18 protein-coding genes are annotated in these 19,894 nt (G+C 54.0%); 2 read left to right on the top strand and 16 right to left on the bottom strand.

All coding sequences use genetic code 11. The features are described from left to right. Window positions 1-339: 339 nt before the first annotated feature. The 6 genes from F6R98_RS01735 to modA all read right to left on the bottom strand — a co-directional run bounded on the left by F6R98_RS01735 (window position 340) and on the right by modA (window position 6,225). Window positions 340-1,545 carry an NAD-dependent formate dehydrogenase gene (locus F6R98_RS01735; protein WP_153247482.1) on the bottom strand — a complete coding sequence of 402 codons (1,206 nt, stop codon included), beginning with the start codon at window positions 1,543-1,545 and terminating at the stop codon, window positions 340-342. 140 nt (window positions 1,546-1,685) lie between these two features. Beyond that, complete coding sequence (locus F6R98_RS01730; protein WP_153247481.1) at window positions 1,686-2,603, bottom strand: LysR family transcriptional regulator; 918 nt, start codon at window positions 2,601-2,603, stop codon at window positions 1,686-1,688. Between the two features lie 227 nt (window positions 2,604-2,830). After that, window positions 2,831-3,028 carry a Nif11-like leader peptide family natural product precursor gene (locus F6R98_RS01725; RefSeq protein ID WP_153247480.1) on the bottom strand — a complete coding sequence of 66 codons (198 nt, stop codon included), beginning with the start codon at window positions 3,026-3,028 and terminating at the stop codon, window positions 2,831-2,833. A gap of 3 nt (window positions 3,029-3,031) precedes the next feature. Then, the gene (locus F6R98_RS01720) at window positions 3,032-3,280 is read right to left on the bottom strand and encodes a hypothetical protein (protein WP_153247479.1); all 249 of its coding nucleotides are present in this window, start codon (window positions 3,278-3,280) and stop codon (window positions 3,032-3,034) included. A 430-nt stretch (window positions 3,281-3,710) separates the two neighbouring features. After that, window positions 3,711-4,907 (bottom strand): hypothetical protein, encoded by a 1,197-nt coding sequence (locus tag F6R98_RS01715; protein ID WP_153247478.1) that lies wholly within the window; start codon window positions 4,905-4,907, stop codon window positions 3,711-3,713. A gap of 529 nt (window positions 4,908-5,436) precedes the next feature. Then, window positions 5,437-6,225 (bottom strand): molybdate ABC transporter substrate-binding protein, encoded by a 789-nt coding sequence (gene modA / locus F6R98_RS01710; protein WP_153247477.1) that lies wholly within the window; start codon window positions 6,223-6,225, stop codon window positions 5,437-5,439. 290 nt (window positions 6,226-6,515) lie between these two features. Between modA and F6R98_RS01705 the strand changes: the two genes are divergently transcribed. Together F6R98_RS01705 and F6R98_RS01700 are read left to right on the top strand one after the other, a co-directional pair. Next, window positions 6,516-8,177, top strand: a complete 1,662-nt coding sequence (locus F6R98_RS01705; RefSeq protein WP_153247476.1) for an alginate export family protein — start codon at window positions 6,516-6,518, stop codon at window positions 8,175-8,177. Window positions 8,178-8,620: 443 nt separating this feature from the next. Further along, window positions 8,621-10,231 carry an alginate export family protein gene (locus tag F6R98_RS01700; RefSeq protein WP_153247475.1) on the top strand — a complete coding sequence of 537 codons (1,611 nt, stop codon included), beginning with the start codon at window positions 8,621-8,623 and terminating at the stop codon, window positions 10,229-10,231. Between the two features lie 150 nt (window positions 10,232-10,381). Here F6R98_RS01700 and F6R98_RS01695 read toward each other — a convergent pair whose 3' ends face one another. The 10 genes from F6R98_RS01695 to mreC form a co-directional block, all read right to left on the bottom strand. Then, window positions 10,382-10,897, bottom strand: coding sequence for a TlpA family protein disulfide reductase (locus tag F6R98_RS01695; protein WP_153247474.1), 516 nt, complete (start codon window positions 10,895-10,897; stop codon window positions 10,382-10,384). 31 nt (window positions 10,898-10,928) lie between these two features. Beyond that, entirely contained in the window at window positions 10,929-11,720 is a 792-nt protein-coding gene (locus F6R98_RS01690) for a protein-disulfide reductase DsbD N-terminal domain-containing protein (RefSeq protein WP_153247473.1), read from the bottom strand. Next, window positions 11,690-12,043: a divalent-cation tolerance protein CutA gene (gene cutA, locus F6R98_RS01685; RefSeq protein ID WP_153247472.1), complete on the bottom strand. Its 354-nt coding sequence runs from the start codon at window positions 12,041-12,043 to the stop codon at window positions 11,690-11,692. Before cutA ends, F6R98_RS01690 begins: the two co-directional genes overlap by 31 nt. Before the next feature lie 5 nt (window positions 12,044-12,048). Continuing rightward, window positions 12,049-13,062 (bottom strand): GTP 3',8-cyclase MoaA, encoded by a 1,014-nt coding sequence (gene moaA / locus F6R98_RS01680; RefSeq protein ID WP_153247471.1) that lies wholly within the window; start codon window positions 13,060-13,062, stop codon window positions 12,049-12,051. A 348-nt stretch (window positions 13,063-13,410) separates the two neighbouring features. Further along, entirely contained in the window at window positions 13,411-14,448 is a 1,038-nt protein-coding gene (locus F6R98_RS01675; RefSeq protein WP_153247470.1) for a transglycosylase SLT domain-containing protein, read from the bottom strand. A gap of 29 nt (window positions 14,449-14,477) precedes the next feature. Continuing rightward, window positions 14,478-15,482: a lytic murein transglycosylase B gene (mltB, locus tag F6R98_RS01670; RefSeq protein ID WP_153247469.1), complete on the bottom strand. Its 1,005-nt coding sequence runs from the start codon at window positions 15,480-15,482 to the stop codon at window positions 14,478-14,480. A gap of 2 nt (window positions 15,483-15,484) precedes the next feature. Continuing rightward, entirely contained in the window at window positions 15,485-16,618 is a 1,134-nt protein-coding gene (gene rodA, locus F6R98_RS01665; protein ID WP_153247468.1) for a rod shape-determining protein RodA, read from the bottom strand. Continuing rightward, complete coding sequence (gene mrdA / locus F6R98_RS01660) at window positions 16,618-18,462, bottom strand: penicillin-binding protein 2 (protein WP_153247467.1); 1,845 nt, start codon at window positions 18,460-18,462, stop codon at window positions 16,618-16,620. Before mrdA ends, rodA begins: the two co-directional genes overlap by 1 nt. Window positions 18,463-18,484: 22 nt before the next feature. Next, window positions 18,485-18,973, bottom strand: coding sequence for a rod shape-determining protein MreD (mreD, locus tag F6R98_RS01655; protein ID WP_153247466.1), 489 nt, complete (start codon window positions 18,971-18,973; stop codon window positions 18,485-18,487). Beyond that, the gene (mreC, locus tag F6R98_RS01650) at window positions 18,960-19,856 is read right to left on the bottom strand and encodes a rod shape-determining protein MreC (protein ID WP_153247465.1); all 897 of its coding nucleotides are present in this window, start codon (window positions 19,854-19,856) and stop codon (window positions 18,960-18,962) included. Before mreC ends, mreD begins: the two co-directional genes overlap by 14 nt. Between the last annotated feature and the right edge of the window lie 38 nt (window positions 19,857-19,894).

Genomic DNA, 19,894 nt, shown 5'->3' with positions numbered 1-19,894 from the left:
CGCCATGAACGGTTCGGTCAACAATTACTTCCTGTCCCCGGCTATGCCGGAACGGATGCGCTGCGCTTTCCCGCCCTACGAAGGGTGGAAAAGCGCAGCGCATCCGCCGGAAAACCTGGATACATCAGATTCGGGAAGTTATTTTTAGCCATATCCCAAGCTTCTTCAGGTACATGCTGCAAAAGTGGGCGCCCACCTATAAAATGGGCATATCTGCCGGAGGGAAGCCAGATGGGAAGGCTGTTCCGCCATTCCTGATTTTATTTCCAGGAAACATCAGTTCAGCCCCTCCTTACAGCATGTAAGTCCTGAGCGACTTACTTACTGAGTAAGCGATTCTCAGCTTTCCTTCCTGAATTTAACCGCTTCTTCCGAACCGCCTGTTGCATTGCCCTTGCTATAGGAGTGCGCTCCTACACCGGCCAGCTGACCACCCTGAACCACCAGATACTCGTCGCGGATAGGAAGTCCATCGAAGTAGCACTCCAGAATTTCGCGGGTACCCGCAGCATAGCGCGTCTGTGCCGACAAGCTGGTTCCGGAGATATGCGGCGTCATGCCATGATTCGGCATGGTCCGCCATGGATGGTCGTTCGGCGCCGGCTGCGGGAACCAGACATCGCCGGCATAACCGGCCAGTTGGCCGTTTTCCAGCGCATTGACAATGGCATCGCGATCGCAAAGCTTGCCGCGCGCCGTGTTGATCAGATAGGCGCCGCGTTTAAAGTCCTTCAGTGTCTGCTCGTTTATCATGTGCTCGGTTTCCGGGTGTAGCGGACAATTCAAGGTAACAACATCGCACACATTGGTCAGGCTTTTCAGGCTGGCGTGATAGGTTAGATTCAACTCCTGCTCGACCGCTTCCGGTAAACGGTGCCGGTCCAGATAGTGCAGCTTAACGTCGAAAGGCTTAAGCAGGCGCAGAACGCGCAGGCCAATCCGGCCGGCGGCTACCGTGCCGACATTCATCGCTTCCAGATCGTAAGAACGCGCCACGCAGTCGGCTATGTTCCAGCCGCCTTTTATCACCCAATTATAGGATGGGATGTAATTGCGAACCAATGCCAGCGTCATCATGACAACGTGCTCGGCAACGCTATTGCTGTTGCAGTAGGTCACCTCGGCTACAGTGATGCCGCGATCCATCGCTGCCTGTAAATCGGTGTGATCGGAACCGATGCCGGCAGTCACAATCATTTTCAGGTTTTTGGCCTTGGCGATGCGATCGGCAGTCATGTAAGCCGGCCAGAAGGGCTGGGAAATGACGATTTCAGCATCGTGCAATTCGCGATCAAGAACGCTGTCGGCCCCGTCTTTGCTGGAGGTTACGACCAGTTGATGACCATTTGACTCCAGATATTTACGCAGCCCGAGTTCGCCTGAAACGCTGCCCAGCAGCGCTCCCGGCTTGAAATCGATACTCTTGGGACTAGGCAGCGTCTGTCCGTCCGGGTAACGCGCCGGTTGAGGAAGATCGTCGCGCGCGTAGGATGTTGGATAGCCGTCAACGGGATCGTCATAAAGTACACAAACGATTTTTGCCATGTTTCTTTACCTTTTATATGTGTGATATGAATTGATTTCACTGGATCACCATCAGTGCCAGTAGCGGTCGCGGCCATCGGGCCGGGCATTGCAATTCTTAAGGGAAAGCGGGAAACAGGCCAATTGTTTGGGCTAATCCGTCAATTCATGGCGTTTATCAAGGTATCGAAACGCGCCTGTAAATCGAGCGAAAGCGCAATATTCCAGGCCGCCTCCTGTACCGGAGGCGTGTTGTCCTGCTTGCGTGATATCAGTCCGATCGGGCGCGACAGTTCCGGTTTCAGCGGAATGACGGTGACTTCCTGACGCATCTCGAACAGACTCAACAGACTGTGAGGAACCACGCTGTACAGCCCGGCGCAGCGGACATGGCTATAAAGGGCGAACACCGAGTCGGTTTCAAGCGCCACATTGGGGTACACACCGGCATCGCGAAATGCGGCGTCTATGACGCGGCGGTTCTGCATATTCGGAGTCAGCAGGCATAGCGGCAGATTCGCCGCATCAGCCCAGCTCAAATGCCCGGAGGTTACCCGGAACGATGCATCGCGCGCCAACAGCACGTGGCGCTCTCTATACAGGGGTAATACCCGGAAACCTTTGAGGCGGGGGTCTTCAAGGTAAGTCAATCCCAGATCAAGCTCATACCCATCGAGTTGCTGGATCAGATCCTCCATGGAAAGCGAAACCAGTTTGATCCGGACACCGGGAAATTTCGCCAGGCAAGGCTCGGTTAAAAGGGGCGCCACTGCCAGCGTAGTAGGAATGGCTCCCAGGCGTAGCGAACCGACCAGCTGTTGATTGCACAACGCCGCTTCCTGGCGCATACCTTCCCAGTCCTGCGCCAGAATACGCGCCCATTGCAATAAACGCTCGCCTTCCGGCGTAAACCCCTGAAAGCGCTGGTCACGCTGCACGATGGTTACTTTCAGTTCCTCTTCCAGATGTTGCAGCGCTGTAGACAACGCAGGCTGGGTAACGTTGCATGCTTCAGCCGCACGTCCGAAGTGTCCGGTTTTGGCGAGCGCAAGCAGGTAATGGATTTGACGGATGAACATCGGGCGACACGTCTTTATGAGGGGCATTCAAGAGAACGAAACAGCCGGCTCCCAAGTCGGGGCAGGTGAGCGGGCACTTGCGGGCTAACTATATATCTATATAAATATATCGTTTTGAATATACACGCCTCACACTATAGATTCAAGTTGCCCAACGCCCGATACATCGGCTTTATATTGAGCAACTGAACATTGTTCTTCACTGGGTAAAACCCAGCGAAGTTTCCCTAAAGCGGCGTAATTCCGTGCTCCCTGTAGATCTCGTCCTGGGCTGTGCGGAACTCCTCCATTGTGAATTGGTAACCATTGCACCCGATGAACTCCCAACTGGCGGTTTCGTCTTCTGCGAACTGGTTGACTTCATGACGGAAAACCTCATCTGTGCGCATGCGGTTGATATAAGCAACAGCGGATTCGACGGACATGGATTATGATCTCTGTAGTTCGGGCACGGGAGCGGCAAGCGCCTTTTCAAGTTCCTGGACGGCCAGTTCAACTGGTGCATAGCGCTCATCCTCCTCGCCTTCTGGCGGAGCGGGCGTTCTTTCCAGCCAGGACCTGGCCTGAGTGAGAATATGTTCGGCTTCCGCCTCGGCCTGGACCAACAGCGTAGCGCTGCCCAATTTGCGCGCACCGTGCAATCGCCCAATGGCATTTTTGATACCTCGTGTTTTCATCGTTGCTATCCCCTTCCAGGTAATTGTGATTCTCTATTTGCAGATGCTGTGCCAACGCTCATATCAGTGCCATTCTTGCTTTATCCCCCGGACGCAAATATCAAAGCGGCGCGATATGGACATACTGATACACCTCCTCAACCGGCTCAGAACCTGTTCTGACTAGAGCCGTAAGGAAGCGCTCTTGTCGAACAACGAAAGGAATTGCTTTATTCCGCGTTGCCATAAAGACATGACAGTGTTCAGGGACGAACAATTTTCGTACAAAAGTACTTTTTCAGTAACGGCCCCAGCCCGCGGCAGTGATGCGCTGCCTAAGAGCTGGGCGAGGCCGGCGAGACCGATTGCAGCCTGGCTGGAGTCACGGCGCAACTGATTGATCGACACGCTTACCCCGGCACCAGAGCCGATTGCTGAAAAGTTACCGAAATTAAAAATGAACCGCCGCAGAGAGGTTGATTAACCACTTTTCCGAGGTTTGCACGCCATAGGTATACGTGTAAAACGGCGCGCCTCCTTCCAGCGCGATGCGCATCCCTCCTCTTGAAAGGCCAACCATTGATAACGGCATTCTTCCACTGATGCCGATCAGCCCATTAACCACCTGCCCACCGTAGTTGTTGGGGTTGACGCCTGTCGACATGCCAAAAATTTGCGGGTCGGCGCCCGAGATTGCCAGTTGCGTGCTGCCGGTTACACGAAACGTGAGGTTGATATTGTGGGTAACCGCGTAACCCAGCCAGCCGGTACCCTCGTTGAAGTTCCCCATGCGCCAGCCCTGGCTGTTGTAGCTTTGCATCGGAAAACGCGCCCGGTACATCACGCCCCAGGAAAGGTTTTCGAAGTTGCCGGTATACACCAGGCCGGGAAGCGCATCGTAGGTACCGTCGCCGAGTTGCATGCCGTACATCAAACGCATGTTCATCATGGTGTTATTAATTGACAGCATCTGCCCGGTTTCGGTAATCGAGCCGGTCGGAATGCTGACGCCGGCGATAACATGGACTTCATGCCCCTCGCCTTCAAACAGCTTGACCAGCACGCTCGCTGCGGTATCGCCCCAGCCTCCCGTAGTCAGCTCGGTCGAACCCAGCTGAGTGGAACCCGCCATGCCTTTGAAAGTGGTCATGCTCATGTTTTTGAACATATAGCTTCCCATCAACATCAGATTAATATCTTTGGTGAGGCCATACATGCCGCCAAGCATCTGCGCATTGACCGACATTTGCGTGGGAACTATGCGCACGGTCTGCGCGGAATTGGGGTAGCCCGGCACGGTGGTTGCCACCTGAGTCGGATTCATACTGGCGGTGCCGGACTGATCGCCCGACATGTTCATCCACATCGGCATGTAATTGAACATGAAGCGCCCTTCCTGGGCCATGTAAACCCCCATGAGCCCGGCCGGCGGCTGGGTCAGATGAACTTCGCCTGATCCGGATGCGTCAACCGCATCGCCAAAAATCCCCCCGGACGGCTGCGATGTCTGCATATTGCCGGATGAAGGTGAAGCCAGGGTTGAAGATGACACGCCCGTATCGTGAGCCGCTACCGACATGCCGATTGAAAATAATGTCGCCGCCATTGCCGATTGCGGCCAGCATTGCCCGATTTTTTTAGTATCCATTGTTTACACCCTATTTTATTTAGGGTTATGATGCTATCATTCAACATATCTTATTTGATATATCGATAAAGTAAACAATTCATTTCATGAAGAATGCGACAGCCCTGCTTACGCAGAAGCCGATTACGTCAAGTTAAGATTTTCCATGTCCGTCTTGAGTTCTTCGGTTACGCTCGAAACGAACGGAACCGAAAGGGCTACCATGACAGTCAGGTGATTTCCTTGAAAGATATTACGCAGTTCGTCATGCCGGCATGGATTGCCGCTATCCGGCCGACCAGGAACCCTGCGCTGAACCCATTCCTTCGGTTGCGCTCAGGGCACGCCATGGAGTCTGGGTTCTCCGCGCGGGCCTTCCCCCGGATCAAGCAAGCCCGAGACAGGCTCTGCCGGAACGACGGGCTGAAATAATGCGGCGAGAAGGGGTATGTTCTATCCTGGAAATCACCTTAAATAAAAGGTATTGGCTGCATGAAGGTTTATGCAGCGGCGATGGAAGAGATCAGATCCACAGCGTGGGTTTATGACGCTATCGAATCAGCACTGTGAATCCATATTGCGTAAAAATATCCTTTGCAGCTTTCTCCGTCACATATTTCATAAATTTGACTGCGTCTTCCGAAGATGTGCCATCTCTGAAAGGATACTCGTGGCGCACCAGGGCAAACGGATACACGATTTTTGCGTGGGTTTCGGCGGGAAAGGCGGCGACTATGTCCACTTTACCGCTTTGTTTGGCATCGGTTTCATAGACGATGCCTGCGGCGCATTCGCCACGCTCAACCAGATTGAGCGCGGAACGTACATCCTCTGTGCCAACGATACGGGCATGCATGGACTCCCACCACCCGAGATTGGTCAACGCTTCCTTTGCATAGATGCCAACAGGCACCGATTCGGTTTCCCCTGTGCAAAGCTTGCCGGAGAATGAAGATGCGAAGTTGAAGTCCTTAGACATTCGGACCTGGAATCCCTTTCCGCGCGGCGCGATCACAACCATTGTGTTCCCGAGCAGATTCTTGCGCGAAGCATTATCTATTACCTCTTTCTTGCCCAGATGATCCATCCATTTCAAATCGGCAGAAACAAAAACGTCTGCGGGCGCGCCTTGCTCAATCTGCTTGGCCAATGAGCCTGACGAGGCGAACGAAAATCTGACCGGGATTCCATATTGCGTCTGGAAGGACTTGCCTATATCGGTCAGTGCGTTGGTAAGGCTGGCGGCGGCAAAAACCATGACATCGGCCATTGCCCGTCCGCTTGCGGCGAACGTCAATAATCCGATCAGAAATAAGGCGGGAAGGCGTTTCTTTAACATTCGATGATCTCCAAAATTTAGCGTTCGATGATTGCAGGTTATTCGTTATGTCAATCATGATATATAATGCACGCTATTTCGACACATGAAAAGCGGCGCTGATATTTGGATGCCTGACAAATCTTCGCCACAAGCCTCCCGTATCCTGCATAGGCTCGGACTTACGTGAGTTGTAAGCGATTATTACACTTTCGTGAAATAACCTGTTTTCCGTCGGGTTTGTTGCGCTTATATGCAAACGCAATTATATTTATTAAAACATAACGATAACCTGACACCAAAGGATCATCATGAAACCAAGAGGATGCTTTTCACTCGTTCCGCTGATATTACTTGTTTTTTCCGGCAGCGGATTTGCAGACCCTTCCGGACAGAACAGCGGAGCCGTAACAAACGAGCAAAGCGCCGTCCTGACCGCAACCGCTGACGATACTTCGCCTGCCGCGCCGCAAAGGCCGAAAAAAACTGCGTCTGCCAGCGCCGCGGCCTCGCAAAACGGTACAGCGCTATCCTCCGAGCTGGCCGGTCAGGGCATCAGCCCGGCCAAAACGCCGGCGAAAGATAAGCAGGGATCCATTCCTGAGGAATACTACGACTACAGACCGCGGCAGTCGCTCGGAGCGATGGAAAGTCAACGCAAGGATGAACTGACCGGCAAGGCGAAATGGGACGATCATCAGGAGTGGAGCCTGCACAAGCAACTGGGGCTGCCGTCATGGATATCGCTGACGCTGGAAGAACGTGTCCGCTATGAAAATTATGGCACGCCCTGGCAAGCGAAAACCACGGTCGGCCAGTATGCCGTGCCGATACAGTCGGTGCTGTGGGCGGAAGCGAGACTCACCGAATCGTTCCGCGTCGGCGCTGAATTCTGGGACGCGCGCTCATACGGCCCCAGCAATCCGAATAAGCTGACCAATGCAACCGTCAACGCAGGCAACTTCGCGCAGATTTACGCGGCTTATATAGGAAGAAATATTTTTCAATCCGACCTGGATACCGAAATCAAGGCCGGTCAAATGACCATGGATATCGGCAGCCGCCGTTTGATTGCGCGCGCGGCGTTTCGCAACGTCCAGTACCAGTTTGTCGGCGTGCAGACCCGTTTGCGCCCCGGCGACGGCGACTGGGAGTTGCTGAGCTTCGCCAACGTGCCGGAACAGATATTGCCTTCCAACACGCCGCAGCTGCTGCACAACGATCTGGTCTGGAACCGCCCACAGAACGATTCCTATTTTACCGGCTCTCTTTTGACTAAAAACCTGCCCTGGCAGACCAAGGCCGAACTGTATCTGTATTATCTGCACGAAGGCCCGATGAATACCTATAATCGCAGCCTGTACAGCCCCGGCATGCGCGTGTTCCGCAACGCGCGCAAGGGCGAACCCGATTTCGAAATCGAAACCATCGGTCAGGCGGGTACCGCGCGTATTTCGGCTACCGCGCCAACGCTGGATGTCGGATCGATCATGCAGCATGTTCAGGGCGGCTATACCTTCAATATGCCCTGGGATCCACGCTTGCTGCTGCAATGGGATTACGCGTCGTCGCACTTCGACTCCCTGTACGCGCCTACGGTATTCGAATACGGCCCGACCGGTATTCTAAGTCTGTTTGCCCGTAACAATATCGATTCGCCCGGATACCGTTTTTTTCTGGTCCCTCACCGCGACTTCACTTTTTATGTGGCCAACCGCTTCTGGTGGCTGGCTGATACCAAATCGACCATGGGATGGTCGCCGGCAAGCCTGGTCGATCCCTCGGGTAAAGCAGGCAGTTACATAGGCCAGACCTGGGAGTTGAACGGACGCTGGGATGCCCATGACAACATTGCTTTTCAGGTCGGCTGGCAGGTATTGGAGAAAGGCAGCTTTGCCCTGAAAGCGCCAAACGCTCCAAAAAACCAAAACAATGTCAATTACTACTATGTGCAAACGGAAATCCGTTTCTAATATTTAACTGCTTGAATAAGGAACAGCCTGAGTGTCGTGATTATTGCACCGGAAGAGCAATCACTCAGGCCGTTCATCCTGGCAGGTTTATGGCCGGTATCCCATCTGCAGTTCGATTTTTATTCAGCCACGCCTATCCCAGGCGGCCATATCCCCGCGATTCAATTTACCGCGCGCATTCACTGCCTTCTTTATTCTATAAAACAACCCTTCACCTGCCAGACTTAAGCCTTAAGGATTTTAGACCCGGTATCTGAAACGAGACTTACCGGCTACCCTGCGAGTAAGTCTTTTTTACCTTTTGCCGTTTGCATGGCGGGTATAATGTAATACCATGCCTTATCCGCAATCATTACGTCTACGGATAAGACACTTCAGACCGCTTACCTTCCCGGCGTATCCTTCGTAACCAAGTCTCCGCGCAGTCGCATAACTTCAACCCCGTGAAAGTCTTTAAACAGAAGCGCTGTTTTGTTTTTACTCTGGCGGGTTCACTGGTTTTGTTTTTGGGAAGCGGTTTTGCCGACACGGTTGAGCCCAACGCCGAAAGCGTGGCGAACTTTCAATATATCGCTAACGAGGCAAAAACTCCCGCAAACAGGTGTAACTCCGGCAAGCCGGCAGATATCGGCTGTGCCGGTAAGTCAATCAAGCAGAACCCGAAAGAACCGGCAACACAGGAACACCAGTACCGGCCACGCCAGACGCTGGGCGCGGTGGCGAGTCTGCGCAAGGACGAGCTGACCGGCATGGCGCACTGGGATGACGCTCAGGACTGGAGTCTGCAAAAAATGCTCAGGCTGCCTTCCTGGATTTCGCTGACGCTCGAAGAGCGAGTGCGTTATGAAAACTATAATACGCCCTGGATCAAGGGCGACATGACCGGCCAGTACCAGGTACCTATACAGTCGGTACTATGGGCGGAAGCGCGGTTTACCGAAACCTTCCGCGCCGGTGTGGAATTCTGGGATGCCCGCCAGTATGGCCCGAGCAATCCGGACAGGCTATCCAGCGCGATGTCCAATGCGGGCAATTTTGCTCAGATTTACGCAGCCTGGATAGGTCGCGATATTTTCCAGTCCGGTCTGGATAGCGAAATAAAAGGCGGCCGGATGACCATGGATGTCGCCAGCCGTCGCCTGATCGCACGCTTTCGCTTCGGCAACACCGTTTACCAGTTCGCCGGTTTGCAAGCACGCCTGCACGATGACAAGAACGGCTGGGAACTGCTGGCTTTTGCCAATGTCCCCGAACAGCTTTTGCCTACCGGCGCCGGCCAGTTGCTGCACAATGATCTCGTATGGAATCGTCCGCAAACCGACGCTTATTTTACCGGCGCGTTGCTGACAAAAAAATTTCCCGCGCAAATCAGCGCTGAGCTTTATCTGTATTATTTGCACGAAGGCCGGAACGATACTTATTCGTCCTTGAACCGTAGCCTGTATACGCCCGGTTTTCGTGTGAAACGTCACCCAGGAAAAGGTGAAGTGGACTTCGAAATCGAATCCATCGGCCAGGCAGGCAGCGCGCGTATTTCAGCCACTGCGCCAGTGCTGGATATTGGCTCGGTTTATCAGCATGTCGAGTCAGGCTATACGTTCGATATGCCGTGGAGCCCGCGCCTGGTAGCTCAATGGGACTACGCTTCGTCTCATTTCGACCCCTTGTTCGGAACGCCCATCTTCGATTACGGCCCTACCGGCATATTGACGCTGTTCAACCGCACTAATATCAATACGCCCGGCTACCGTTTATTTCTGACTCCGCATCGCGATTTCTCTCTGGTCGCTGCCAACAGATACTGGTGGCTGGCCGATAACAAGTCATCGACAGGATGGTCGCAGGCTAATCTGGTCGACACGACCGGCAGTTCGGGCAGTTACGTGGGCCAAACCTGGGAATTAAACGGGCGCTGGGATGCCTTCGACAATCTTGCATTTCAAGTCGGCTGGCAAATATTGATGAAAGGCGGGTTCGCCAAAGAAGCGCCCGGCGCCCCAGCCAATCAAAATCACGTCAATTACTATTTTGTGCAGACGGAACTTCGTTTTTAACCGTTCATGGCGCAAGTGTAGCCCCTTAACATGCAAAAAAACGCTTGCCCCATGAAGGGTTTCTCTCACACCCAGCCTCTCCCGGAGGGAGAGGCTGGGTGGTATTCGCTACGCGATTTGCACGGTAAGCGTTCTCGCTTACAGAAAACCTTAACGCATCAGTCCTTTAACAAGGTCCGCAAACTCGGTTTGCTGGAACGGACCCAATTGGGTATGGGCGATATGACCATCGGGGGCGAAAATAACGGTGTAAGGCAGAACGCCATATTCATTACCCAGCGCGGCGGCCAGGCCAACCCCATTTTCATCTCCCATTAATACCGGGTAATTTAACGGTTTTTCAGCCAGGTACTGCGCGACATTGCCGGCATCGTCCAGTGCGATGCCGATAACCTGCAGCCCTTGACTGCCCAGAGCGGCCTGAGCCTCGGTGAAAAGCGGAATCTCTTCAAGACAGGGGGTACACCAGGGCGCCCAGAAATTTACCGCCAGCCATTTCCCCTGCCATTCGCTCAAACGATGAGCGCTACCCATATGATCCGAAAAGGACAGCGTAGTGTCCAGCCTCTCGGCTTTTGGAGACGATGCGAGCCTTGCGTGTCCGCCCAAAATACCGGCCGCAAATGCAGCCGCCATCACAAGAGATAGAACCAGCCAACGTTTCAAGAGTTATCCTCGCTATTTTGCATGCGTTCCCTTATGGGAAAGAAAGGGGTGAAAGCGGGTTCATAAGGTTGGAGTTGCCAGCAGTTACGCCGATGAGCAACAAAACGCCCCAGATCAGCAATGACAGCATCAATGCTTTTTTTAGCCGTTTACCTGCGTCTGCGGCAGCCGGCAAGCCATCCAACGCCCCGAAGTAAACCGCTGTTATTATCAGCAGTATGGCTGCGGGCAACATCAAGGCGGAATGCATGGACGAGGAAAGCGGAGCAACCGCAGATGTTGTAGCCGATGGCCGGTTTTGTGCCGGGTTTGCAGCATCTCCGGCGATATAGACAGGCAAATCCAGAACCTCGTTTTTTTCCATGGGCGGATAGCAGACACCGCGCTCGGCGCACCCCTGGAAACGGGCATGCAGCTTTACGCTAACCGCGGCGTTTGCGTTGCGCTGCAGCGGCAGATCGAAGCTGACCTCATGATAATAGACTTCTACCGGGCCGTTGTCTTCCTGTTTTTGTTTTCCAGCGGGCATATGCGGCGTTTGCAGTTCGACGCCGGGGCTATCGATCAAGGAAAACATGAAACGTTCGCGGTAGAGATAATATCCTTCGGCTATCTGCCAGCTCACGCGCAGCGTGCGGCTATCCTTGATTTCAGCTATAAAATGAAAAGCCTGATCCGCGGGCAGCAAATCGTCCTGCTGAAAAAGTCCGGCCGCTTTCTGTGCGCCGGACTGCAGGATCGATAAAGGATCGGCGGCATACGAACAGCCGGTGAAAAACAGCAGTAACAATGTCAGCCGGCGCAAGCGTCTGTACCTATGCATGAAGCTACCCACTGTAAATAATCGGGAAGACCCCGTTCTATCGGTATCGCGACAATTTCAGGCACCTCGTATGGATGGCGCTCGCGCAAACTGCGCTCCAGCTCCGCATAGTTCGCCTGCCCGGTTTTGATCAGCAGCAGACTTTCGGTCTCGTCGCAGATTTTATCGTTCCAACGGTAAATCGATCGCACTTCCGGGAGTATATTGACGCAAGCCGCCAGTTGCGATTCGATCACAAACCGGGCCAGTTCCGCGGCCTTTTCCTGAGGACAGGTACAGCACACCACAATAATTGTTGCTTTTTCAGGCTTTTCTTCGCTCATAACCGCTAACCGCCGCTAGCGTTCATATGCCGGAAAATAACAGGTTGTCCGGTCAGTTCGAATAAATGGCGTTCCGGTTTGATTTTCATTGCGCCAACAATGGCGCCCTTGAGTTTTTCCATGTTGCCCGGATGAGAACGCACCACGCGCTTGAGATCGACCGAATGTTCGTTACCCAGGCAGAGCAATAAACGGCCCTCGGACGTCAATCTGACGCGATTGCAGTCGCCGCAGAAGTTATGGCTGTGCGGAGAGATGAAACCGATGCGCGTGACTGTGCCGGCAATACGGAAATAGCGCGCAGGGCCGCCGCTGGACTCGGTGACCGGCAGCAGCATGAAGCGCCGGTTCAGGTCGCGACGAATTTCGTCGCTGGAATAATACGACTGACTGCGATCATGATCGATTATGTTACCCAGAGGCATTTCCTCAATAAAGCTGATGTCGATTTTTTTTTCGACCGCAAAAGCGGCCAGCTCGGTCGCATCTTCGTGATTACGGTTTTTAAGCACCACGGCATTCAGCTTGACGCGCTCAAAACCGGCGGCGATGGCGGCATCAATGCCATTCAGGACACGCGGCAAATCTCCGGTTCGGGTTATTTCCCTGAAACGCCGCGGATCGAGGGTATCGAGACTGATATTGATACGCTTGACCCCGGCCGCACGTAATTCCACCGCGCTTTCCGACAATTGCGAACCGTTGGTGGTCATTACCAGTTCGTTCAGGCCGGGAAGCAGCCCGACTTGCCTCATAAAAGGGAGCGCGCCGCGCCGTATCAATGGTTCGCCACCGGTAATCCTGATCTTGCTCACGCCCAACTCGACGAATGCCTGCGCGATCCATAGCATTTCTTCCAGCGTCAACAGTTGCGCGCGCGGCAGGAAGGTCATATTTTCGCTCATGCAGTAGACACAGCGAAAATCGCAGCGATCCGTAATCGAAATACGCAGGTAGTTGATACTGCGTCCAAACCGGTCGATCAGGCTTGGTACGCTGGTGTTGGAATCTGGCCGCATGGCTATATCTACAAATACAACGAGGAGTTGTGCAAACTATGAAGGAAGTGCGGCATCATCCGACTTTTCAGCACGTTTGTCTATCGGATAATCCATGAATGAAGACGCAAATTAGCCGTTGAACCTGCAAGCCCGTTTCACAGCGACTGCCCGGAGATATTTAAGCGCGTTACCCAGGGCTACAGTTGACTGACCAAAGCAGGCAAGTGAGAGCTGAGACGAAATGATGGAAGCCTATGCATTGTAATCCGATTTATTAAAATGGGGAGGCGTCGCGACTTTTGCCGCGACCGCCTTATCCGCAGCTCCAAAGCAAACGGTTACTTTCAACGATTTCTCAGCCTGCCGTTATAATCCCGGCACGCCGGTGTTTTGTATATGCAGCGCATTGTTTTCTTCCTCATAGCGAGGAAGTCGGCCTTCGCCTTGCCATAACCGCCATGCCAGCGCCGCGGTCAATACGCGTATCGGGTAATCTCTGGGCAGGTTTTGCAGATAAGGCTGTATGCTTATAAAATCGTGAGCGCCGTATTGCCCCATGATGGAAAGCAATCCGCCATTTTTTGGACCTATATTATAAGCCAACAGCCCCAGAAACAAATCGTCATGCATTTCTTCGAGATAAATGCGGAAAGTCGCCGCGGCGGCATAAGCGTTATGCCTGTCGTTCAGCCAGTCCGGCGCTTGCAGCAGCAAGCATTTCTTGACGCTGTCGACGGCGCTTTTCGGCGGTTGGGTAATTTGAAACAATCCGCGTCCGCCATCCTTGCTGTCGCGCGGTATAAACGAGGACTCCGTAGCCGCGATACCGACCATAATTTCCTCATTAACCTGATACTGTGCAGCAGCTTCACGTATCACAGGCAGGAAAATCGCCGCCCGTTTCATTATCAGTTGCAGTTGCGGCAGATCGGAGCGGCGGTAAGCGGCAAAGACCTGGTGCGTCAGGCTAACGCGCTCGGCTTCGCGCGGACCGCCTGTCAGTATGCGCAGATGCCTGACTTCCTGTAAAAACTCATCGCGCGAGGCGAGATAACCCGAAGTGGCGGCCAGCGCGACGGCAAAGCTGACGGGCAGCAGCCTGTTTATACTTACAAGGCGGCGGTGCAGCATGATCCACAGCCATCCGCAGCATCCGCCGCTGACGGCCAGCGCCAGCACCACGGAGGCAAAAGGCAGCAAGCTGGCCCACAAGCCGGTTCCGTGTAACTTCGCAGCGGCCAACCCAAGCGCCGCGATAACAGCCAAAAGAGCGACGAGAATTAATGCCGTGCTTTCAACGGCGAGCAGGGGCCATGCCCGCCATACTTGCCCTTTCCCCGGATTGGCCCTGCGTTTCGACTTGCGAGGACGTCGTTTTGGCGAAGGCGAAGCTTTTTGATTCACAGAAGCTGAAAGCCGTCGGCTACATAGCGTCAGCGCTTCGTATTGTTCTGAGATTTGATGGCATCAGCCAGCTGGTATACCAGCATGGCATAAAGCGGGCTGTGGTTGTAGCGGGTGATGGTATGGAAATTATTGAATGTGACCCAGTACTCAGATCCTGATTCGCCTTCCAGGCTCAGCAGATGGGCACGGGTATTTCCTGACAGACGCGCATCTATGTCAACTCCTGCACGACTCAATTGTTCCAGCGTATGCGCCGGCCTCAGGCTCTTGTCGAGTAAGCGGGCATAACCGGTACCGCTGGTTGTGGCGGAAAATGCAACAGGCTCGCCGGCGCTCCATCCGTTTTGCGCGAAGTAATGCGCGACACTGCCGATCGCGTCGGCCGGACTCTTCCAGATATCGCGATGGGTGTCGCCATCCAGATCGACGGCGTACCGCCGGTAACTGCTGGGCATGAACTGGGGTATGCCCATCGCGCCGGCGTAGGAGCCGATGGGTTCGATCGGGTTAACGCCTTCGTCCCGGCAAAGCAGCAAATAGCTCTGTAATTCCTTGCGGAAAAATTCTGCGCGACGCGGGTACTCGAACGACAGGGTAGCCAGCGCATCCATGACGCGGTAGTTGCCCATCTTCTGACCGTAACGGGTTTCGACGCCGATGATCGCGACAATAATTTCCGGCGCGACGCCATAGCGCATTTCCGCTTTTTCCAGATCCTGCGCATATTTTTCCCGGAATGCGACGCCTTCCTGTACCCGCTCATCGGTCAGCAACAGCTTTCTGTATGCATACCAGGGCTTGGATTCCGCAGGTTTGGAAATCAATTCGAGAACCTTGTCCTGTATGACAACCTGGTTGAATAGCTGGTTCAGATCGGATTCATCGAAGTTAAAGCGATTGGCCATGCTCTGGATAAACGCGCGCACATCGGGCCGTTCGGCAATGCCTTCACCCGCATACACTCCGGGCGATAAGCAAGCGACGACCAGTAACAGAAGCAAATGGAAAAAACCGGCTATTTTCATGTGCATAATCAGCTATAACGTTTACGGTGGGTGTGTATGGACATCAGCATGCCGAATCCGGCCATCAGGGTGACCATGGAAGTGCCGCCATAACTGATCAGCGGCAAAGGAACGCCAACAACCGGCAGGATGCCGATCACCATGCCTATATTAACGAATATATAGACGAAAAAAACCAGAGTCAAAGAGCCGCTCAACAGGCGGTTATAGCGTTCACGGGCCTCAACGACAATATACAGGCAACGCGCAAGAATAAACAGGTAGATGGCAAGCAGCACGAAACAGCCCAGCAAGCCGAATTCCTCGGCAAAAACGGCAAAAATAAAATCGGTGGATCGCTCCGGCAGAAACTCGAGGTGCGATTGCGTCCCCGCAAGCCAGCCCTTGCCATAGATGCCGCCCGAACCTATCGCGATTTTTGATTGGATGATGTGATAGCCGCGCCCCAGCGGATCCGACTCGGGATTCAGAAAAGTCAATATGCGGTCGCGTTGATATGCATGCAGGAAATGCCAGGCAACCGGCAGAACGGAAGCTCCCATGAGCAACAGGGTCAGAATGTAAACCCGGCTGATACCCGCCAGAAAAAGCACCGCCGCGCCTGCAGTGCCGACCAGCAGCGCGGTTCCCAGATCCGGTTGCTTGGCGATCATTGCCGAAGGAATCAATATCAGCAGTCCGGCCACCGCGATATCGAATGCCTGAGGGATGCGCGATTGTTGCGCCATGAACCAGGCTATCATCATCGGCATGCCGAGTTTGGTCATTTCCGACGGTTGAAAGCGTATCACGCCCAGATCCAGCCAGCGCTGGGCGCCGAGCGATACTTTGCCCGCCAGCATCACCGCTGTCAGCAATATCAGACAGGCCATATACAGGAAAGGACTGTAAAGCTGGAAGTAGCGTGGCGGTATCTGAGCAATGGTCATCATGACGAGGGTGGCAAGTCCGAGTCGGCCGGCCTGTCTGAGGACAACCTCTATTTTTTGTCCGCCGGAGCTGTAAAGAATGACAAACGACAGCAGCGCCAGCAGCAGCAACCCGGTCAGCAACGGCACATCGAGATGCAGGTTTCGCAACAGATTCCTGGGAGAAATCGGTGTCAGCCGTATGCTGGTATGAAACAGGGAAGTTTGCGGCATTACTGCTTTGCTCCATGCAGATAGGCGTCGAAGACCAGCCTTGCTATGGGTGCGGCTACCGAACCGCCGTGCCCGCCGTTTTCCGCGATAACGGCAATAGCTATCTGAGGATTGTCCGCCGGCGCAAAGGCGACAAACCAGGCATGATCCTTCAGCTTTTCCGTCACATGCATGGATTTGTAGTTCTGGTTTTGCTGTACGGTAAAGACCTGGGCGGTGCCGGTTTTGCCCGCTATCTGGTAATCGAGTCCGTGAGCAATACTCTTGGCGGTGCCGCGTGAGCTGTGTATGACATCGATCATCGCACTAACTACCGTGCGCCAGTTGGCCTCGCTGATCGGAATGATTTCCTGGCGGGGCAAGGGAAAAGGGGGATCGTAGACCAGCGGTGTCTTGATACCGGCTACAACGCGCGGGGTAATTACTTTCCCCTTGTTCGCCAGAATAGCGACGGCACGCGCGATTTGCAGCGGCGTCGCCTGAAAATAACCCTGCCCTATACCGGTAATAACGGTTTCGCCTGCGAACCAGGGTTGTTTCCTTTTTTTACGCTTCCATTCCTGCGAGGGCAGCAACGCGGCTTTTTCGCTATCGAGGTCGATGCCTGATTTCTGTCCAAAGCCGAAGCGCGTCAAATAGTTGTGGATGCGGTCTATACCCATCTGTAAAGCCAGACTATAAAAATACACGTCGCACGATTGTGTAATGGCCAGTTTCATATCGACAGAGCCGTGTCCCTGCTTATTCCAGTCGCGATATTTATGTTCGGAGTTCGGCAACCTGAAGAATCCGGGGCAGTGAACGCGTTGGCTGGCAGTCATCTGCCCGCTGTCCAGCGCGGTGAGCGCCATGAACGGTTTGATCGTCGACCCGGGAGGGTAAATGCCGCGGGAGGCGCGATTGTATAGCGGGCGATCAGGAGAAAGTTGCAGATTTTCAAAATCGGCTCGCTTAATGCCCTGTACAAACAAATTGGGATCGAAACTGGGTTTACTGACCATCGCCAGCACCTGCCCCGTCGACGGTTCGATTGCAACCACCGAGCCGTTATACTCTCCGAGCGCATCGTAGGCTATCTTCTGCAGACGTATGTCCAACGACAACTGTAGATCGGCTCCCGCCACAGAATCACGGCGGCCGATGACGTTGATGGAGCGGCCCTGAACATTGGTTTCCATTTCTTCGTAACCGGTCTTGCCGTGCAGCACCGACTCGTAGGTTTTTTCGACGCCGCTTTTACCGATATGATAGGTGCCGCTATAGACCGAAGCATCCAGCTCCTGCATGTCTGCTTCGCTGATCCGTCCGACATAGCCTATTGCGTGCGCCGTCAACCCGCTATAAGGGTAAACGCGTAAAGAGCGCGTGCGTATGCTGACGCCTGGGTAGTGCGGCAACCGAACCGAGATGCGCGCAATTTCTTCGTCCGTCAACTGCTCGCGCAACGGTATGCTTTCGAAGGGTTTGTGCCGGGTACGCGTTGAGTTGAAGCGTTGTATCTCATCGTCGCCGAGATTCAGCAAGGTCTGTAGGTCGGCCAGGGTTTTCTTGATGTCGGAAATTTGTTCCGGTATCAACTCCAGGCTTCGCGTCGGAAAGTTGCTCGCGAGCACTTCACCGTTTCGATCCACAATGATGCCTCTTTGCGGAGGCAGGGCCGCCACTTTCACCCTGTTGTCATTGGACAGGGTGCTGTAATAGCCGTGTCCGACGACTTGCAGGTAAACCAGCCGTATCACCAGTCCGAGGATGGCCAGTCCCATGACAAATACACTAACGGCGATCCGGTTCAGAAAGATGCGGTTTTCCCGCAACCTATCGGTTAGAGAAAGATCTTTGTCCATCTATGTCGCTGGCGGATCCTGTTCACGCAACATTGAAGCTGCGGCGCACATGTCTCAAAACCATAAAAACCATGGGCCACAGCAACGCGCCGGTAAAAGGCGCGGCCCAGTATAACCAGTCTATGCTGTCAACCTGCCTGATTTTTTGTGTCCAGAAAATCAGCAGCTGATCTATCAGCAGCAACAGCAATATAATCAACGATTGCTGCAACAGCGTATGATTTCTAAGCTGACGATGCAGCCGGATGCAGAGATAGGCGACTATGGTGTAGGTCAGCGCATGCTGACCCAGCAACCGCCCCGTCAATACGTCCATGAACAGCCCCGTTACCCAGGCGAAACCTATGCCTACTCGCGACGGCGCCGCCATGTTCCAGTAGAGAACGAACATCAACACCCAATCAGGATTGATAGCCGCCAGGATAGGCGACTCCGCGGCAATACGCAGCATCATTGCCAAACCGATGCTTGCGACAATGACCCCGAGCGCGTAGGGGTTAACGTGTTTCATGAGGTGGCGCGGTTCCGGTCATATTCTGTGGTGCCGACGGGAGCTGGGCGGATGCAGCGGGCTCTGACTGGGACCATACTATTAAAAATTCGCGGGTTTGATCCAGTTCGGCGACCGGTATCGCGACCAGTCTGCCCGGAGGCGCATCCGTGGAAGATGCGTCTGCGACGGTAGCGACCGGATATCCCTCCGGAAATACGCCTCCAATTCCTGATGTGATCAGCAAATCACCGGGTTTGACATCCGCGTTGGGTTCCAGATAGGGCAACGCAAGCCAGCCCGCCCTCCCCGTGCCTTGAGCTATGGTGCGTACGCCGCTGCGATTCACCTGTACCGGTATGGCATGGCTGGAATCGGTAATCAACACTACGTCGGCAGTAAAGGGCGTTACCCGCAGCACTTGTCCTGCCACGCCTTTTGCATTGATCACGGCCTGCCCGGGATAAACCCCGTAACGGGATCCCCGATTGACTACGATGACCTGCTCGTGCGGCGAAACCCTGACATGCAGCAGCTCGGCTATCAGGTATTGCTCACCCAGCTTGACGGATGAGTCGATCAGCGCGCGCAGGCGCAGTGTTTCCTGTTCGAGCGCGTCCAGTTTCAGCAACCGCGCCTTCAGCAGCGTATCTTCTTCTCGCAAGCGCTCATTTTCCCTGGCCATGGTACGGTATGAGACAAATGTCTCTTTAAGCGTGTCAAGCGTCTTGCTCGGCATGGAAACAAGTTGCTGCAGAGGATAGAGCGTTACAGCCAATACCGAGCGTGCGGTAGTCAACACAGGATGTTGCCCAAAGATCAATAAGGCAAGGGATCCCGCGACATAAAGTAGCAATCGAAGGTTGAGTGATGGCCCTTGTACGAATAATGGTGGCGGCTTTATGGCGTTGCCCCCCGTGTTAAAAAATAAGCTCCGGCAAA

Origin of the sequence: Candidatus Methylospira mobilis (genome assembly GCF_009498235.1) — a bacterium.
Taxonomy (GTDB): domain Bacteria; phylum Pseudomonadota; class Gammaproteobacteria; order Methylococcales; family Methylococcaceae; genus Methylospira; species Methylospira mobilis.
Note: the sequence above shows the minus strand (reverse complement) of the source record. Positions and strands in the feature narration are given on the sequence as shown.

Bases quoted from the DNA above. Each gene is read 5' to 3' on its own strand.
- F6R98_RS01730 (WP_153247481.1), bottom strand. From the start codon at position 2,603: ATGTTCATCCGTCAAATCCATTACCTGCTTGCGCTCGCCAAAACCGGA.
- cutA (WP_153247472.1), bottom strand. From the start codon at position 12,043: ATGAGCGAAGAAAAGCCTGAAAAAGCAACAATTATTGTGGTGTGCTGT.
- F6R98_RS01725 (WP_153247480.1), bottom strand. From the start codon at position 3,028: ATGTCCGTCGAATCCGCTGTTGCTTATATCAACCGCATGCGCACAGAT.
- mreD (WP_153247466.1), bottom strand. From the start codon at position 18,973: ATGAAACACGTTAACCCCTACGCGCTCGGGGTCATTGTCGCAAGCATC.
- rodA (WP_153247468.1), bottom strand. From the start codon at position 16,618: ATGCCGCAAACTTCCCTGTTTCATACCAGCATACGGCTGACACCGATT.
- mltB (WP_153247469.1), bottom strand. From the start codon at position 15,482: ATGCACATGAAAATAGCCGGTTTTTTCCATTTGCTTCTGTTACTGGTC.
- moaA (WP_153247471.1), bottom strand. From the start codon at position 13,062: ATGCGGCCAGATTCCAACACCAGCGTACCAAGCCTGATCGACCGGTTT.
- mrdA (WP_153247467.1), bottom strand. From the start codon at position 18,462: ATGGACAAAGATCTTTCTCTAACCGATAGGTTGCGGGAAAACCGCATC.
- F6R98_RS01690 (WP_153247473.1), bottom strand. From the start codon at position 11,720: ATGCATAGGTACAGACGCTTGCGCCGGCTGACATTGTTACTGCTGTTT.
- F6R98_RS01715 (WP_153247478.1), bottom strand. From the start codon at position 4,907: ATGGATACTAAAAAAATCGGGCAATGCTGGCCGCAATCGGCAATGGCG.
- F6R98_RS01720 (WP_153247479.1), bottom strand. From the start codon at position 3,280: ATGAAAACACGAGGTATCAAAAATGCCATTGGGCGATTGCACGGTGCG.
- modA (WP_153247477.1), bottom strand. From the start codon at position 6,225: ATGTTAAAGAAACGCCTTCCCGCCTTATTTCTGATCGGATTATTGACG.
- F6R98_RS01705 (WP_153247476.1), top strand. From the start codon at position 6,516: ATGAAACCAAGAGGATGCTTTTCACTCGTTCCGCTGATATTACTTGTT.
- F6R98_RS01735 (WP_153247482.1), bottom strand. From the start codon at position 1,545: ATGGCAAAAATCGTTTGTGTACTTTATGACGATCCCGTTGACGGCTAT.